Origin of the sequence: Natronococcus sp. A-GB1, from assembly GCF_029688845.1 — an archaeon.
Classification (GTDB): Archaea; Halobacteriota; Halobacteria; order Halobacteriales; family Natrialbaceae; genus Natronococcus.
This window is the reverse complement of the sequence record NZ_JARUKW010000010.1, coordinates 14758-31795: the sequence shown is the minus strand read 5'-3', so window position 1 is coordinate 31795 and position 17038 is coordinate 14758. Positions and strand designations below refer to the sequence as shown.

Genomic DNA, 17038 nt, shown 5'->3' with positions numbered 1-17038 from the left:
CCTTCCTCTCGAGCCGATTTCACCGGAAACGTGGTGTGTGTGTGCGATCGACTTCTCGGCCTTCGGCTGTCTCCTTTTGGGCCTCTCTATCCGATCCGTGGTTTGTAACACCTCTCCGACTGTTTCTCCTAGTAGTCTCCCACTCTCTCAGCACCCCTTCGTTGGAAATACTCTCTCGGCACCTCTTTGTTGAAAACCGTCTTCGTACTCGCTATAATGCTCAACTCGCCCTCACAAAGGCCGTCCCTGTCAGGACGGCTCCTGCTGAGACCGTCCCTACCAGAGCTGGAGTCTTTCCGACATCGCGCCTTTCGATGCTGCAAGTTTACCGCAAGTTATGACAAACCGAACCCGAGCGGCGGTAAACCGATCAGTTCAGTCACGGGTTCGCTTCGACGAGTTCCGCCTCGCCGTAGGTCTCGTCAACGCTCGTGACCCGGACTGTCGCCTCGATCGCCGCGATATCCGCCTCGAGAAAGAGCACGAACCCGTCCTCGGTCTTACAGACGAGAGTCCCGTCGGCTTTCTCGTCGACGATGTCGACGGTCACCTCGTCGCCAGGTTCGGGTTTTCCGCCGAGAGGTTCCCCGCATCGCCAACATTCCGCGTCGTACTCCGCGGATCCTTCCGGGGCGTTGCTCGCTCCGCATCGAGGTGCGTCGCACTTGATGAACGAATCGTGTCGTCCCGGCTGATATCGTCCCACACCGCCATCGTCGCTGCCGTCTCTCAAAAGCGTGCCGCTCGTCCGTTTTCGAATCTCGACCGAAGTCGGACTCGAAGCAGCGAATTCGGCCGTGTTCGGATCTTTTGCCGCTGACCTCGTTCTTATTATTCGCTATCGTAGACGCGTCACAGCTTGGCCTGTCGTTCCCAGATCGGCTGCATGTCGTGGCGGGTTCGACGGTAGTGTTCGTACAGTTCGTCGTACGTTTCCGCGATGTCACCGTCAGGCTCGTAACGCCGTTCCGTTTCTCCAAGTTGGGAACCGGCCTGCTCGAGAGACGGTTCGATTCCGAGTCCGACCGCGAGCAGCGTCGCCGCCCCCTTCGCAGCGGGGTACTCCGTCTCGGGAACGAGCAACTCGATTCCGAGACAGTCCGCGAGGAGGTCACACCAGAACGCCGACCGACTCCCTCCGCCGGTGAGATACACTCGAGTCGGCGTCGTGGGAAGATGTTCGATACAATCCCGGACTGCCAGACTGAGCCCCTCGTAGACGCTGCGGACGACGTGTGCCCGCGTGTGCTCCGACGTCAGTCCGACGAATCCGGCTCGAGCGTTCGGATCGGTGAACGGCCCCCGCTCGCCGGTCGTGCTGAGATACGGGAGAAACAGTACTCCTCCCGACCCTGCCGCCGCAGACGTGGCGATCGGTTCAAGGGCCTCGATCCTCTCTTTCTCGAGCAGCTCCTCGCACACCCACTCGAGGCTCGGCGTCCCTGCGTTCGAGCCGATCGCCGTCGTCCAGCGATCGTCGATTCCGAACGCCATCCCGATCCCGCGGTCGTCGGCTCCCGGACCCTCGGTAATCGTCTGGGCAAACAGTGACGTCCCGAGCGAAACCGCCCCGTCGCCCGGCGCGACTGCACCGGCGCCGACCGCCGAAGCGACGACGTCGATCGCTCCGGCCACCACCGGCGTTCCTTCGGGGAGTCCCGTCCCCGAGGCGGCGTCGCTCGTTACCGTCCCGACTACGTCAGTCCCGGTACGAACGTCCGGAATGAGGTCACTTTGCTCCGGAATCCCAGCGCGCTTGAACACCGCCGGCTCGAACTCACCCGTTTTGCGATCGAGAAACGGCACCGTCGCCTCGGTATAATCGGTCGCTCGAGTTCCGGTCAGGTTGTAGCTGAGCCAGTCCTTGCACGAGAACGCGGTCGTCGCTCGCTCAAGCGCTTTCGGCTCGTGCTCGGCGAGCCACGTCAAAATCGGGAGGCACATTCCCGGATACACGGGTGAGCCACACGTCTCGACCAGTGCGTCCATCGTTCCGTCCGCTGTCCAGTTCTCGAGGATCGGTGCCGCCCGACTGTCCGACCACAGGACGGCGTTCCGAACAGGCTTTCCGCTCGTATCGATCAGCCAGCAGCCGTCACCCTGGCCCGTAATACCGACGCCAGCGATCTCGACGTGTTCGTCCAGCCTCGCGACCACTCGCGCGATTGCTTCCCTGGTGCGGTCCCAGACTGTCCCCATACCCAGTTCGGCCTGACGGGTGTCCGGACGGTCGACGGACTGCGTTTCCATCGCGGTCGCGAGAGCTAATCCGCTTGTATCGTACGCAACAGCCGTGATAGCGGTCGTCCCGGCGTCTATCCCGACGAGTGCTTTCATGCGAACGGCGACGGGCGCGTGTCTTATCAAGGCGTACGATGAGCAAAACCGGTTAATTTTTCGGACTTCTTTTCAGATCGTTTCGCTACGATCACTCCCAGCGTTTAACCTTCTCGGGTCACTCTCTCTACTCGACTGATGAAACGCCCGACCCGTCAGAAACAACGTGACGAGCAGACGAAGAACAACACGACTGAACAGGAGGGCGTTCGGGCGTGTCCGGAGTGCGATTCGACGGCACTCGTCCGGAGTTCGGACGGAAGCGAGGTCAGCTGTGAGGACTGCGGGCTCATTCTCGAGGAGGGCGGCATCGACCACGGACCCGAGTGGCGGGCGTTCAACCAGTCGGAACGGGACAGCAAGTCCCGAGTCGGGGCGCCGACGACCCAGACGATGCATGACAAGGGGTTGACCACGACGATCGACTGGAAGAACAAGGACGCCTACGGCCGATCGCTCTCCTCGGAGAAGCGTAATCAGATGAGCCGGCTCCGGAAGTGGCAGGAACGCATCCGAACGAAAGACGCCGGCGAACGGAACCTGCAGTTCGCCCTTTCCGAAACCGACCGGATGGCATCCGCGCTGGGGGTTCCTCGCTCGGTTCGGGAGGTAGCCAGCGTCCTCTACCGGCGCGCGCTCGACGAGGACCTCATCCGGGGTCGATCGATCGAGGGCGTCGCCACGAGTACCCTGTACGCCGCCTGTCGAATGGAAGGCATTCCGCGCTCGCTAGACGAGGTCGCAGCCGTCTCACGGGTCGATCGCATGGAGATCGGCCGAACGTACCGCTACATCTCCCAGGAGCTCGGCCTCGAGATGGAGCCCGTCGATCCGAAGAAGTACGTCCCGCGGTTCTGCTCGGAGCTGGACCTTCCCGAGGAGGTCCAGCTCAAGGCCAACGAGATCATCAACACGACGGCCGAACAGGGGATGCTGTCGGGTAAATCGCCAACCGGGTACGCCGCAGCCGCGATTTACGCGAGCGCGCTCCTCTGTAACGAGAAGAAGACCCAACGGGAGGTCGCCGACGTCGCCCAGGTGACCGAGGTCACGATCCGGAACCGGTACCAAGAACAGATCAGCGCGATGGGTATTCACGACTAGGGACGACGATCATCACGTCGTCGATGGACTCGGCGACCTCAGCTCTCTGTCAATATTTGAGCAAACCCAAGAGCCCAGGATCTCGTTATTCGTCGAGTCCCTCGAGCCCCTTGAGTCCCCAATGTTCCTCGAGCCTTTTGGAGACCGCTTCGATACTTCACCTTTCCCGCGCACGCGGGAGATTTTGGCCTGCCCTGCCGAACGATCTCCTTGCAGAGCGATCGACGACGACGGGAACTCCCGGAACATCGGGGTAGCTGGGGACTCAAACCGCGATGAGCGTGACGCCGACAACTGCCAGTACGGCCGCGACGAGTCGAATTCGGAAGTAGCGCTCTCCGAGGAGGATCCCGCCGAGAACGACGGCGATAATTGCCTGCGTGTTGATCACGGGCGAAGCGATGCTCGCCGGCAATAGGGCGAACGCCAGCGTCGTGAGGTGCTCTCCGAGCGCGACCATTGCTCCTCCGATAGCTAACTTGGGGAGATCTGCCCGGATCTCGCTCGGTGGGTTTCGGATCGCACTCGGAAGGAGAACGACAGCAACTCCGGATAGCAACAGCGGAACCCAGAGCGTCTCCGGGATAGCGAGTTCCTGCAACGAAACGCGCTTCCCGAGATCACTGACCGCGTAACACATCGCGCTCACCAGCGCGAGCTGTGCGGGCCGCGATCGCGCAGCCTTGACGAACGGCCGGAAGAATCCGCCGGGATCGTAGTTCGCCACGTACACTGCGAGCGTCGCAACCACGACTCCCGTGACCTGCAACGGTGTCAGCAGCTGCCCGAGAAACAGGATCTCGAGCGGAAGGACGAACATCGGGACGATCTTGTTGATCGGTGTCACGTACGAGACGTCCCCCTGTGCGATCGCTCGCAGAAAGAGGACGAACGCGGCGGCAGTCGACACGATCGTCAGGACGACCACGCCGACCTCGAGAAGGCCGAACCCACCGAACGCCACTGCGGAGCGATCGGTTCGCGTGAGCGAGACCGGAAGATACCACGCGATAGCGAAGGTGTTGATGAGGACCGTCAGCGCGGCGGGCGGATATCCCGAGAACGAACGCTTCAACACGTAAATGTAAAATCCCCAGACGAAAGCGGCGACGATCGCAAACCCGAGTCCGGCGTCCATCGTCCAGACGGAGGAATGCCCGTGGTATCAGTCGTTCGATTGGTCACCGATAGTTTCAATTCTGTCCCTCTGTCGGTGCGTGGTTTGCTAGCCTCCGTCTGATGCCCGTCTCGCTAACAAGTTTTATTTTATGACTGTAATATTTTTATTACTGTACTTCCTATAGACTACCGATGACGGAAGACAACAACACGCGTCGACGGTTTCTCGCACTGTCGGGATCGGCGACGCTCGCGGGAATCGCCGGGTGCACGAATCGATTCAGTTCGGAAGCGTCCGAGGAAAACGGCAGCGGGTCGTCGAACGAATCGACGTCCGATACGACCGGTCAGGGAGAGACGAACAGCTACGAACCGCCGGCGCTGACGGTCGAGACGGAGTACAACAGTCGCGAGGAGTTCGGCCAGCCCGGGGAGGCGTTCGACGACTTCGAAGAGCTCGACGTCTGGGAGACGGTTCAGGGTTCCGCGGAGGCCGACGAGGACGTCGCGTTCGAGGGCTCCCAGAGTCTCAAACTCACCGCCGAGGACGGCGAGAACGTCATCGTCGAACGGAGCATCGAGACGACTGACCTGACCGACCGGGAGTTTTCGCTCGCTATCCGGACGTCTACTCCCCGAAACGTCGCGGTCGACATTCGTCTCGTCGACATTTACGGAGGGTACGCCCACCACCAGCTTCGGAGCGTCACCTACCGAACGCCGGATATCGGCTGGTTCCGAACGAACCCCGGCGTCTTCGAGGAGAGTACGACTCCACTCGAGCGCGACGTCGTCGACGAGGTCCAGATTATCGTCTACAACACCGACGAGGCGGAGGTGTGGGTCGATGATCTTCGCATCCACGACAAGCCCGAGAAGGGGTACGTCGTGCTCTGCTGGGACGACGGCTTCGACGACTACTACGACGTGGCGAGTCCGCTCCACGACGAATACGGCGTCAACGCGGTGCAGGCCGCGGTTCGCCAGTGGACGAGAGGACAGCGCGACGGGATCATGACCGCCGAACAGCTCCGCGAGCGCCAGGAAGCCGGCGACCAGATCGTCGCTCACGGGACTCACACCCACCTCGCGCAGATGGACGAGGAGTCGCTTCGGGACAGCCTTCGACGAGACAAGAACTGGGCGGTCCAGAACGAGTTTCAAGGCGGCCACTATCTCGTCTACCCGCACAACAGCTTCGATCAGACGGTTCTGGACGTCGTCTCGGAGTACTACTACGCCGGCGGGTTCAACCAGGCCGGTGACGCTAACCTCACCGGCGTCCACGGCTTCGATCCGCTCGTCCTGCCGCGAACGATCGGTCACGATCTCGGCGTCGCAACGCGGTGTGTCGACCTCGCTGCACGGCACCGTCAGTGTGCGATCTTGAACTTCCACGCGTTCGATCTGGACAACACGATCGACGTCGACGAGTACGAGACGCTGCTCGAGCACATCGATAGCAAAGGCGACGCGCTCGAGGTTATCGACTTCGACGACCTCTGGACGATGCGACGCAACGGTCACTGATCGAAGACCCTTCGGGTGGATTTCACTAGTGGTACGCTTTAACATGACTCGAGACGTACCGACGCTTGGAATGAGCCCCGACCAAGATTCCCCGATCGCCGACAGCGAACTTCGGAACAAAGAGGAGACGGAGATTCCGATCGGCGAACCCCGAGAGCCCGAGAACCGAGGCCACAACATGTGGCGGTGTCGGGAGTGTGGCGAGATGGGACGATTCAGCGAGAGTCTTCCCGACGCGTGTCCCGAGTGCGAAAGCCCGAAAGAAGACCTGTACTACTGGGAGGAGGACTAGAACTTCAACCGCCGGATCTCGTCCCTTGCCGAGCGAGTATCACGATGCCGAAGATTGATCTTGTGTTGTAGTCCGTCGTGAGGGACCGAACCCGTCGTTTGTTCCGACAGTACCCTCCCGGCGTGTCCGTGTCAGCTTCTCGGTCAAGTACCTGTACGAAAACTACACTCCCTCCATATCCTCTCCGATCTGAAGTGCAAGAATTCACACCACTGCGCGCCCGTGAACCGGGAGATTTTGGGGTGCGTGGCTACGCGGAGTGATTGACTACGAACGCTACAGTGATCTTCATTCTCAGTCAAGTCCGCAAGTTCTCGAAGAGCTTGCTGAAGCGTTCAACGGCTGGTACAACTCCGATGGCGGCAACAACCCACCGGGCTACAGGAACCATGGCAATCGACACCCCCACTCCACCGTGACGTGGAAGCAAAAGGGCATCAAACACGATGACAAGCACAACCGTGTTCGCCTCTCGAAAGGGTTCAACCTGAAAGAGAGCCGGTCTGACTTCATCCACGCGGAGTACGAAACCCGCCCCGACATAGAACTCGAGAATATCCAGCAGGTGCGTGCCGTCTGGAACGGCGACCGCTGGGAACTGCACCTCGTCTGCAAGAAGGAAATTCCCGTTGAGGACGCACCCGGCGAAAAGATGGCTGGTATCGACCTTGGCATCAGCAACTACTTGCCATTGACTACGAGGACGGTCCCTCGGAGCTGTATCCGGGGAACATGTTGAAAGAGGACAAGCACTACTTCACCCGCGAGGAGTACCAGAGCGAAGGCGAGAGTGGGCCGTCGAAGCGTGCGCGCAAGGCTCGTCGGAACCTCTCCCGTCGCAAAGACCACTTCCTCCACACGCTCTCGAAACACATCGTGCAACGGTGTGTCGAAGAAAGCGTGGGGAAGATAGCAGTTGGCGACCTATCTGTGAAGACGAGAACGGCGACTCGCGGAACTGGGTTGCTTCGGGGAACAAGAAGTTGCACGGATGGGAGTTCGACCGATTCGCTCGTCTGCTCGAATACAAAGCCGAGGAACACGGTATCCTCGTTGACCGTGTAGACGAGGAGAACACAAGCAAAACGTGTTCGTGTTGCGGGCAAATTCGGGATAGCAACCGCGTGGAGCGCGGTCTGTGCGCCTGTTCATCGTGTGAAACGATAATGAACGCAGACGTGAATGGTGCGGTGAACATCCGGCGAAAGATAACTCAGAGTCCCCCGACAGGGGATGAGTAACGGCTGGTTGGCACAGCCCGGAGCCTTCCTGTTCGACCGCGAGAGCGGACGGTTCACACTGAGAGAACGGGGAGACTGCAAACCGTAATATCCCAACGCTTGGGATTCCTCTGCCTGAAGGCGGAGGAGGATGTCAAGCGGTGAACGGCGAGGTTTCCCACCTTTTGTACACGCAGCCGTCACGGCTCACACTGTGCTCAAACACGTTTCCTATACGAATGCTCTTGGGGCAAAGATGAACACTGAACCGAGCCAACGGTCTTAGCGTGCTTTTCGCCCAGTAACGAATTGTTCTCGAGTCATTGATCGAGTACAGTTACGGTGGCAGAGCTCCCCGCTTGGGCGACCGACGTAGATTTGTATACTTGGCCACGGTGTATAGGCTTGCGTCTGGTCACGAGGCTCACCCGTGCCGTCTGTTATTCCTATATTCGGCAGCTAGAACGTACCAGCCGTTCGTTCCAGCAAACTCGGCTCTCCGGGAGCATGCCTTCGAAATGATATGGCACTATGAAGTTTATATCCACACCGAACCAACATCGTCTATATTGTATATCTTAGTTGTCCAGGCTGAGACAACCAAATACACGATAGCTTTTAGTGAGTGTCACGAGTAGCGAACCGTACGAAAATGATACTCTTAGAATCACCACGACCCGGAGGAAACGGGCTACTCGAGGCGATTTCACGTGAGTAGCGAGCAAATCCGGTGGTCGCACAAATCGCTCGAGGAACTCCGCGAGTTCTGGAACACCGAAATTGAACTCGAGCTGCAACGGGCAGGCCACGATCTCGAGGACAGACCCACCTACCGGGACCTACTCGACGTCGGCTACGGCGGACTCACTTACACGCTTCGAGAGCACCACGAGATGACTCTCTCGGAGTTTCTCGAGTCTGTAGGCTATGTTGAGGAGTCTGAAGAGGGGTATCCGTGGGGTATCGACGACGAAACCACTACTGAGGAACTCGAGTCGTTTATCCGGACGCTCGAGCGCCGACAAGGCCTTGCTGACACTACAGTCGCGACGAAACGCTCACGACTCGCGACCTATGCACAACTCTACGACGAACTCCACAACCAGGCCAACCTCGTGGATCGCGTCGTCGATACTACCGAACGAGCTGCCGAGATTCGACGCGTCCTCACGGTGTTCGACGAACTCGACACCGATCTTGGGACTGACGCGTCGAAGCAGCGGTACCTAAGTGACGTCAACCAGTTCTACAGCCATCTCGAGCGTCGAGCGATCGCGGCGTTCAATCCGGCCTCGAGAATCAGCGAGGAGTACAACTGGACTCGCGAGGAGAGAGATAACCAGCCACTCTCGAGCGAGGACGTCCGGCGACTATACGGAGCTGTCGAGAGTTCTGAGGAGGAACTGCTCGTGCTCGCGCTGTGTGCGTGGGGCCTTCGACGGAACGAGGTCGCATCGTTGCACGTTTCTCAGGTGGTCCTCAAGGGCGAAGATCCACATATCTACTTTGAGGAACGAAAGAACGGCCCGGGGACGGTCGCGTTAGTCTACGGTCGCGAGCAACTGGCGGATAGAATCGACATGCTCGGCGCTCGAGATGAGGGGTGGAACGGGTATCTGTTCCCTTCGACGGCGTCCTCGAGTGGCCATATCGTCGGTGAGACAGTCCAATTGCGGTTTCAGCGGCTTGCAAATCGTGCCGGCGTCACTGTCCGTGGCGAGACGCCGACCTCGAAAATGGGTCGACGGTTCTGGTATACGACGTACATGGATGCCCAGAAACAGCTACTCGAGAACCTTGACGTGATCGCGGGCGACCAGGGGAGCTCCGACGCGAGCGTTGTCCTGGAAAACTATCTCTCGGAAGCCGAGCGCCGGAAGTATCGCCGGGAGTTTATGCACGAGCGATTAGTGGATGTATTTGATACAGACTCGTGAATAGATTTCACGTTGATCTACACAGCTTTCTCTCGCTGTTTCTTTTTTCTACTCTACCCAGAGTCCCTTTAGTCGCTCCTCTCTGTTACTATCCTCAGACGGCACTGTCTAGTTTAGCATCTCCGCTGGCGTTTGTCCGTTAAGTGATTGATGCGGTCGTTGTGTGTTATAATTGTGTGAGAACTGTTCAAGCCAGCCTCTGACGCTTGCCCGACTGCCCACCCACGAGTTACGGAAACTGTCGACTCGAATTTTGAGGTTATGAAACCACTTTTCAACGAGGTTTCGGTCGGTATGGTCCACTTGACTACTCAATCCCAATCGAGAGAGCAGTCCGTTAGCCAAATCGATCGACGAGAAACTCAGCCTTTGAGAGATCGTGTTCCTCGCGAAGCCATGCAGAAATGAAGCCGCCGGATCAGTACCATGCCGAGTAAATAACGCGACATCGAGGATCAATTTTGACTCAATGTCTATTGCAGCACATAAATAAGATTATCTCCAGTAATCCTGACAGCGATCTCGTCAACAGCGACCTGCTTCGACTCAGGTGGGTCGCGTTCGCTGTCAGCCAGCCGATGACCCCAGTTCCAGGCCGCCCTATGAGAGCGCTCAACGCCTAATTCCGCGAGAACCGCTGTTGTCTCTCGACCCGAACAACCAGTCAGGTGCAGGCGGACGGCGAACGCCCTGTCCGCTCGTTCTTCCAAGATCTTTTAAACTTCTGTCATAACCCTCTCTGAACAGGTCTGCAAGTGTCATAGCTAAATTAACTCTACGACCTGCTCTTTTCTCAAACCGCGCTAACTAGACGGTGCCCATTCGCACTATATATCGCACGTCTCGTTCAACCCCTCCAGTAACTGGTAGAAGGCTCGTGCCAGAGACAGTGGTTGAATTGCCCGATGTATGGGTGTGCTCTCACTGCTAGTGAGTTAGAAGTCTACGAGGGTTCTTGTGGATGAACACAAATCATGTTCTGGGTCGCTTCTACTTCGGTGCCAGCATACTCGAAACAGATACGGACATCCGACTGGTGGTTGAGAAGTGAGGCTAATGCCTCTCCGTCGACCCACTCGTAGAGGGGTGGCAGTTCGTCAACAGACTTCTCCTGAACACTTGCCACGGCATCTGTGAATGCCACGATAATCTCCTTCTCTCCAATCTGATAGCAATGGCTAGATTGCTGTTGTTCCATATACCCCTCTAAGGGTTGTAGAGCAATGCCATTTGAGGACGATTCTCATGGTGGGGGAATGTAGAACTCTCAGCCTTGTTGCAATCCTCACGCGGTGATAGGTTTAGTGGCTGTGCTGAATACAGAGCGCGCATGTCGCACCGGAGATGAACTGGAGTGGCGTCCGTTTCGGGACGGTATAATTGCACGTGCGTGCGTGCTCTGTGCAGATCACTCGACCGATTCGGGACAACTACTTACACTTCTCGTACTCGCGCTTCTTGCGCTTGTGGGCGGGTTTTTTATTTGGGGGTTCTATAGTAGCCACTGAAAGTCAGTGCGCACCCGATCGCACGACGGCTATGCGATCGATGTGCAAACAGTTTCAGTTGTTACTATAGTGGCACCTCCGCACACGGCGCGTCGATCGCCTGGATGTTACCCTCGAACAGCGTCTCGTCGTCGTGATCGCGTCACAGGTCACCTCGAGGTCCTCGATGCGTGGGTCTTTTTGGCTCCGGCGTGCACGGTGCGTCCTCGGCGACGACCTCTTGGTCGTCAAGCACGAGGTCGCCGAAGTTGACGACGAGGTTCGTCGGGTTGAGGTCGCCCGGCAGGATGAACGTCGCGGTTGTCCTGAACGGTCGCCGTGAACGTCTGCGTGGACTCCTCGCCGTCAGCGTCGAGGAAGGTAACTTCCGCGGTCAGCTCCGCCCCGTCGGCGATGTTTATCGTGGTGACGGCAATCTCGTCACGGGTCACTCTGAAATCCATGAGCGCGGGTTGTGGCTCATCAGGATCGCACTCGTAGAACGTTGCCGTTTGTTGCCGTAGCTATTCGATTCGAAGGGTATACCAGACGGTATACGTATGAAGCAGCCTAAATTCTACTGTGCCCAGACCTCGTTGGCGAATCGTGTTTGTGGGAGTTGTTCTCGGACTGGGGGCCCTCGCTGCGGTGGGTGTCTTCGTAATCGATGTAGAATCCGCAGCACCCAAACCGGCATCTTTCGACGATACAGTTTCGATGGGTCTTGCTGCGGACGACGAGTACGGACTCGAGGAAGGTGTCGAACTGCCGAAGGCACAGGTGTTCTACTCGCAATACGAGTACGTCGTCGGTTACTACGGCGTGGAGCGGTTCGTCGAGACACAGCGACAGGACGGCCACACACAACGGTTCGGTCATCCTCAGACGGTCTACGTTACGGACTACTCGAGCGTGGACCTCGAGTTGACTACTGACGGCTACCCGACAGCCGATAGTGATCCAGCCTGGACCGACGGGGAAGACGCATGGTTCGTTCACGGAAGCGACGCCAGAACGCCGAGTGGAGAGACGCCGCTCCCGTTCTCGGAGCGCGACGATGCAACCGCGTTCGCCGACGCCCACGGTGGAACGGTGCTCACGTGGAATGACCTGCTCGACGAGCGATTCGAAATAGACGATGCGAGCGTCGTTCGGGATCGGGTTGAGGGCCAACACCAGGACGCCGACGAGCGCGTCGACTCCGCGGCAGAACTCCGCGAACGGCCCGTTTCGACAGTGGTCGGCGACGATACGGAGACGATTCAGGAAGCGATCGAGCAGGCTCCCGAAAACACCACGATCGTGATTCCCGAGGGCGAGTACGAAGAGACACTCGAGGTTGAGCGACCGCTGACGCTTCGTGGTGACGGAAACGTTACTGTCCGTGGTGACGGCACCGGCTCGGTCATCACAACGACTGCGGATCGGACCGCAGTCGTCGGATTGGCCGTTACCGGTTCGGGGTCACAAGGAGCACAGCGAGGCGGTGATGCGGAGTTGCCCGGAACCGAGAACGAAACCGGCGACTGGGACGAAACGTTCGAGCGAAACTACGCGAGCGGCGATGCCGGAATCGCCGTTCACACCGCAAACCAATCGCTGATCGAAGACGTCACCGTCGATTCGTCAGTGACGGGTGTGCTCCTTCGCCGCAGCGGCGAGTCTGTCGTCCGAAACGTCACCGTTCACAGCCCGGCGGACTGGTCGGACGGACACGCGGGAATCCTCGCGTTTCGTACGCCAGGCGTGATCGAACACACGACAGTGTATGACGGCAGAGACGCGGTGTACTCCCACCACTCCCACGGCCTCGTCGTTCGCGATAACGAACTCGAGGGGAACCGGCTGGGGATCCATCTCATGCATACGTCGGATGCGCTTCTCGGAAACAACCAGCTCAGAGAGCAATCCAACACGGGGGTTTACATCATGACCGGGCCGGAACGCAACGCGATTGTCAACAACGACATCCGGGATACGGAGCAAGCGCTCTCACCTGGCGGGAGCGACTCGTACGTCGCGGGAAACGTTCTCGAAGGAAATAACGTCGGGTTACAGATCTCCGCGACGAACTCGATCTACGAACGCAACGTCATTGCGGGCAACGAGGTCGGGGCCGACGTACAGGTACTGTTGCCGACAAACCAGGTGCTCGAGAACGATTTCGTCGAGAACGAGCGACACGCGACGGCAAGTTCCGGTCCACTTCGAGTCTGGACCGACGATGGAAGCGGTAACTACTGGCAGGGGGCAGTCGGTTTCGGCGACGGCGAGACGATCGACCGAGCGTACTCGCCGACCGATCCAGTCGATCAGCGGTTGCACCGAGTCGACGGCACACCAACACTCGCACAGGCACCTGCCCTCGAGGCACTCGCCGGCCTCGAAGGCACTGTTCCCGGAATGCGGACCGGGAGCATCGTCGATCTAGCGCCGACCTGTGAGCCGAACAACCCCGAGCTACTCGAGCGAACCGCGTGGCAAGACCGAGCGTGGCCCTGCGACAGCGCAGCCTAACGAACTCATGACACGACAAACCCCAGTATTGGAGATTACGTCAGCGGACTACAACTACGGCACCGTCGAAGTGTTAGATGATATCACGACTACCTTCGGTGAGGGAACGATAACTGCACTGATCGGACCGAACGGCTCCGGAAAGACCACCCTCCTTCGCGTCCTCGCTGGCCTGCTTGAGCCGACCAACGGAGCGGTTCGCTACCGTGGTACCGATGCAACCCGCCGAATCGGCTATCTTCCACAACAGCCGGCCTTCCGACCAGGTTTTACCGTCCTCGAGACGTTGCAGTTTTACTCGTCGCTGGTCGGAGCCGGAGAGGCCGACGCGAGGAAACGACTCGAGCAAGTCGGCCTCGAGGATGCAGCCGAGCGACCCGTCGAGGCGCTTTCCGGAGGAATGACCCGGTTAGTCGGGATCGCCCAGGCAACGATCGGGGATCCGCCGGTTATCGTGCTCGACGAACCGGCGAGCGGGCTCGATCCCGGAATGAGCAAACACGTCTTCGAGATCGCGACTGACCTCGCCAGTGCAGGAACGGCGGTCCTGTTGAGCTCTCACGACCTCGAGTTGGTCGACCGAACTGCGGACGAAGTTTTGATACTCGACGACGGACGTGTCGTCCGTCACGGCCCGCCGGGGTCGATTCGAGCGGAACTCGGAGTCGAGTCGCTGCGTGCGGTATACGAAAATTCGGTTGCTGCGGAAGAAGGTACCGTTCGGGTACAGGGGGTGAGTTCGTAGTATGGAACACGAATCCGCACAGCCAGCCAGCGAGCAGTCACCGTCGACGAGCCACCTCCTGGGAACTGTCATCGGTCGAGAGCTCCGGACAGTGGTTCGAACCCGAACCTTCTATCTGCTCACGGCCGCACTTGCGGCCGTCGTCGTGGGAATCACCTGGATCGGTGGTGGCTACGCGGCAGGATACCTTCCGACGGCCGTCGATCTCTTGACTCCCCTCGAGTTGCTCGTCCCGATCGTCGCCGTTGCCTTCGGCTACCGGGCGATCCTCGCCGACGAACAGCGGGGAGAACTCGACGTTCTCGAGACGTATCCGATCTCGCCACGCGAACTCGTTCTCGGGGTGTACGCGGGCCGCGCCGCTGGGTTGGTAGCGGCGATCGCCGTTCCGATGGTACTTGCTGCGGTCGCTATCGCGGTCACCGATACCGACGTACTCGCGATTTACGCGACACACACCGGCGCCGACTCGCCGCTGTTGTTCGCTCGGTTCTTCGTGCTGACCGTCCTGTTCGGTCTCGTCGTCCTCGCTATCGCGCTCGCGATCTCCTCGCTTGTCAGCGGAACTCGGAGCGCGCTTGGGATGTCGATCGTAGCGCTCGTCGCCCTGCTCTTCGGATTCGATCTGGCAATCGTCTACGGACTTACCGAGGGACTGATCGGTGACGACAGTCTCCTCTACTCACTTGCGATGAGTCCATTGAGTGCCTACCGCGGTCTCGTTCTCGAGACAACGGTCGCCGTCGCGTCGGGAACCGGACCGCAGGTCGCCTCACCCGTTGTGAGTCTCTTCGGGTTCGCCGCCTGGACCGTGGGGTCCCTTGCCGTCGCCATCTGGAGTGTCGGTCGTTAACGCCTTCTACAGAGATACAGCAAGAGTGCCTCGGGGTCGTACGAGAATCTCCGATTTTCGTAATGACGAGACGCCTTTGACGTCTCGAACCACTTGACCCCGAGGGCGAATCGTGTAAACTATATTACTAATACCGCCGTATCGAGTGATACAGTTGCGACGTGGGTTACAGACCGTAATCCGAAGCAACTGCGCGCAGTTGTGAGGAATGCGACACCTCTCAAAACCCACGTCTTCGGCGTAGTGAGACGGGTGTTGTCGGGTCGTGGTGGAGCGACCGACCCTCACGGACGTACCGAACGTTCGGGTGTTAATTCCAGCCGACCCTTTTCGGGAAGGTCGAGGGGAATTAAATTCGCCTGCGGTGGCAGTGTGGACCAAAACGGTGAAGCCTCGGGGCTTGTGCCCGAGGTACTTCACACCGTTCGCCGTCCGTTGTGCCACACGATACACCTACACAGGAAACGACCACAGGACAGAGCGAGCAGGGAGTTTGCAGTAGTCCTTACATCAAAGACATGACGAGCTCGCCGGTCACATCCTCGTGTTCGTACAGATCACCGCCGTACTCGGCCTGGAAGTCGTCGGCTTCGGAAGCGTCGGTGAAGCCGATCATTGACGCCCCCATTGCTCCCTCGACGTCGCTGTCGACGACCAACATGAGGCCCTCGACGTCAGCGAATGCCTCGTCCTCGAGATGGTTACTGATCTCCAACGCGTCCTCGCCCTCCTCGACCGCGTAGTCGACGCTCGAGTAATCGGTGAGATAGCTTACGTCCGGATCGTGGCCGGCATCCTCCTGCTCGAACGTGAACGTGTACGTACACAGTGAACTGCAGAACTGTGCCGGTCGATCCTCGCCGACGATGTCGTTGGGATCGGGGTAGTGGGTCTGTCCAACCGGTCCGGGATGCTGGCCGATCGCCATCGTACAGTGATCGCAGTCCTGGTCGTCGTCAATCGTAACGGGATCGGGAAGATCGTCGCTATCGTCATCGAAACAGCCGGCTATCGCGGCGACGCCGAGACTGGCGCTCCCAGCGAGAAACGTTCGTCGTGTCAAACAGCGCTCGTGGGAAGATATCGGAGCTAGTCGGTCGTCCATACTAGCTATTGTGACCAGCCTGGTAAGTCGAATTTGGTTCAGTTATCGAATGAGCACCGCGAATTAGATGATTGCACCAGATCGCTCTTCAGAACCCGAATACTAGCATCGCACGATGAATCGACGCGATCTTCTCACCAGTAGTGCGGTCGTCGGGCTGGCGCCCGTCGCGGGTTGTCTAACCGGACTCGTAGACGACGAACCATCCGGTGAGGTGGTGTTGGATCCGCCAGAAGAGAGCACGCAGGGAGAGCCCTCGTATCCAACCTACGGTGAGTCTTTCCCGACGTTCGAGCTCTCTGACCCCCTGCTAGAAACGTCCGTCGACGTCGATGGTATTGACGAGGAGTGTCTCGTCTGCACGACGTTCTTTGCGACCTGCCCCGCCGAATGTGTACCACTTATGCACGCGATTTCGACGGTTCAGGCCAACAGCCTCGAGAGCGGACTCGGCGACGACGTCCGATTTCTCGCGATCACGTTCGATCCCGAGCGAGACACTGCAGACGAACTTTCGGATCACGCCGAGATGGTAGACGTCGATCTCGAGGCGGGCAACTGGCACTATCTACGTCCCCAAGACGACGACGAAGCGAAAACAGTCGTCGAGGACGAACTCGGCATCCCCTTCGAACGCGAGGAATTGGGTGACGACTACGATTTCGCTCACATAACCGTCACCTTCCTCGTCAACCCGGATGGGTACGTCGAACGAAGCTACCGCGGTGAGAACCCTTCGACGGAACAGATCACCGACGATCTGGAAACGGTAATAGACGACCGAGAGTAACA

The 17038-nt window shown here is 58.9% G+C and carries 13 protein-coding genes and 2 pseudogenes; 9 read left to right on the top strand and 6 right to left on the bottom strand.

Annotated elements, in window-relative coordinates:
* Positions 1-379 precede the first annotated feature (379 nt).
* Positions 380-706, bottom strand: a complete 327-nt coding sequence (locus QA600_RS12630; protein WP_049891944.1) for a TRAM domain-containing protein — start codon at positions 704-706, stop codon at positions 380-382.
* 146 nt (positions 707-852) lie between these two features.
* A complete protein-coding gene (locus tag QA600_RS12625; RefSeq protein ID WP_278292302.1) occupies positions 853-2337 on the bottom strand; it encodes an FGGY-family carbohydrate kinase in 1485 nt (494 codons plus the stop codon).
* Positions 2338-2475: 138 nt separating this feature from the next.
* Between QA600_RS12625 and QA600_RS12620 the strand changes: the two genes are divergently transcribed.
* Positions 2476-3441 (top strand): transcription initiation factor IIB, encoded by a 966-nt coding sequence (locus tag QA600_RS12620; RefSeq protein WP_005557253.1) that lies wholly within the window; start codon positions 2476-2478, stop codon positions 3439-3441.
* 265 nt (positions 3442-3706) lie between these two features.
* Here QA600_RS12620 and QA600_RS12615 read toward each other — a convergent pair whose 3' ends face one another.
* Positions 3707-4579 carry a DMT family transporter gene (locus tag QA600_RS12615; RefSeq protein ID WP_278292301.1) on the bottom strand — a complete coding sequence of 291 codons (873 nt, stop codon included), beginning with the start codon at positions 4577-4579 and terminating at the stop codon, positions 3707-3709.
* A gap of 173 nt (positions 4580-4752) precedes the next feature.
* Between QA600_RS12615 and QA600_RS12610 the strand changes: the two genes are divergently transcribed.
* The 4 genes and pseudogenes from QA600_RS12610 to QA600_RS12595 all read left to right on the top strand — a co-directional run bounded on the left by QA600_RS12610 (position 4753) and on the right by QA600_RS12595 (position 9539).
* A complete protein-coding gene (locus QA600_RS12610; RefSeq protein ID WP_278292300.1) occupies positions 4753-6090 on the top strand; it encodes a polysaccharide deacetylase family protein in 1338 nt (445 codons plus the stop codon).
* Positions 6091-6160: 70 nt separating this feature from the next.
* Entirely contained in the window at positions 6161-6382 is a 222-nt protein-coding gene (locus QA600_RS12605; RefSeq protein ID WP_278292299.1) for a hypothetical protein, read from the top strand.
* Positions 6383-6641: 259 nt separating this feature from the next.
* Positions 6642-7711, top strand: a pseudogene (locus QA600_RS12600) (transposase); the annotation flags it as partial.
* A 601-nt stretch (positions 7712-8312) separates the two neighbouring features.
* Positions 8313-9539: a tyrosine-type recombinase/integrase gene (locus QA600_RS12595; protein ID WP_278292298.1), complete on the top strand. Its 1227-nt coding sequence runs from the start codon at positions 8313-8315 to the stop codon at positions 9537-9539.
* 108 nt (positions 9540-9647) lie between these two features.
* On the opposite strand, the pseudogene QA600_RS12590 reads toward QA600_RS12595, so the two are convergent.
* A pseudogene (locus tag QA600_RS12590) lies at positions 9648-10301 on the bottom strand (IS6 family transposase).
* Positions 10302-10482: 181 nt separating this feature from the next.
* Positions 10483-10737: a HalOD1 output domain-containing protein gene (locus QA600_RS12585; protein ID WP_278292297.1), complete on the bottom strand. Its 255-nt coding sequence runs from the start codon at positions 10735-10737 to the stop codon at positions 10483-10485.
* Between the two features lie 1006 nt (positions 10738-11743).
* Between QA600_RS12585 and QA600_RS12580 the strand changes: the two genes are divergently transcribed.
* From QA600_RS12580 to QA600_RS12570, 3 genes are read left to right on the top strand one after another with little or no spacing between them, the layout of a single operon-like run.
* Positions 11744-13543 (top strand): NosD domain-containing protein, encoded by a 1800-nt coding sequence (locus QA600_RS12580; RefSeq protein ID WP_278292296.1) that lies wholly within the window; start codon positions 11744-11746, stop codon positions 13541-13543.
* A gap of 7 nt (positions 13544-13550) precedes the next feature.
* A complete protein-coding gene (locus QA600_RS12575; RefSeq protein WP_278292295.1) occupies positions 13551-14288 on the top strand; it encodes an ABC transporter ATP-binding protein in 738 nt (245 codons plus the stop codon).
* A gap of 1 nt (position 14289) precedes the next feature.
* Positions 14290-15141 (top strand): ABC transporter permease subunit, encoded by an 852-nt coding sequence (locus QA600_RS12570; protein WP_278292294.1) that lies wholly within the window; start codon positions 14290-14292, stop codon positions 15139-15141.
* Positions 15142-15646: 505 nt separating this feature from the next.
* Here the strand turns inward: QA600_RS12570 and QA600_RS12565 are convergent.
* Complete coding sequence (locus tag QA600_RS12565) at positions 15647-16246, bottom strand: nitrous oxide reductase accessory protein NosL (protein ID WP_278292293.1); 600 nt, start codon at positions 16244-16246, stop codon at positions 15647-15649.
* A 115-nt stretch (positions 16247-16361) separates the two neighbouring features.
* Between QA600_RS12565 and QA600_RS12560 the strand changes: the two genes are divergently transcribed.
* A complete protein-coding gene (locus QA600_RS12560) occupies positions 16362-17036 on the top strand; it encodes an SCO family protein (protein WP_278292292.1) in 675 nt (224 codons plus the stop codon).
* Positions 17037-17038 lie beyond the last annotated feature (2 nt).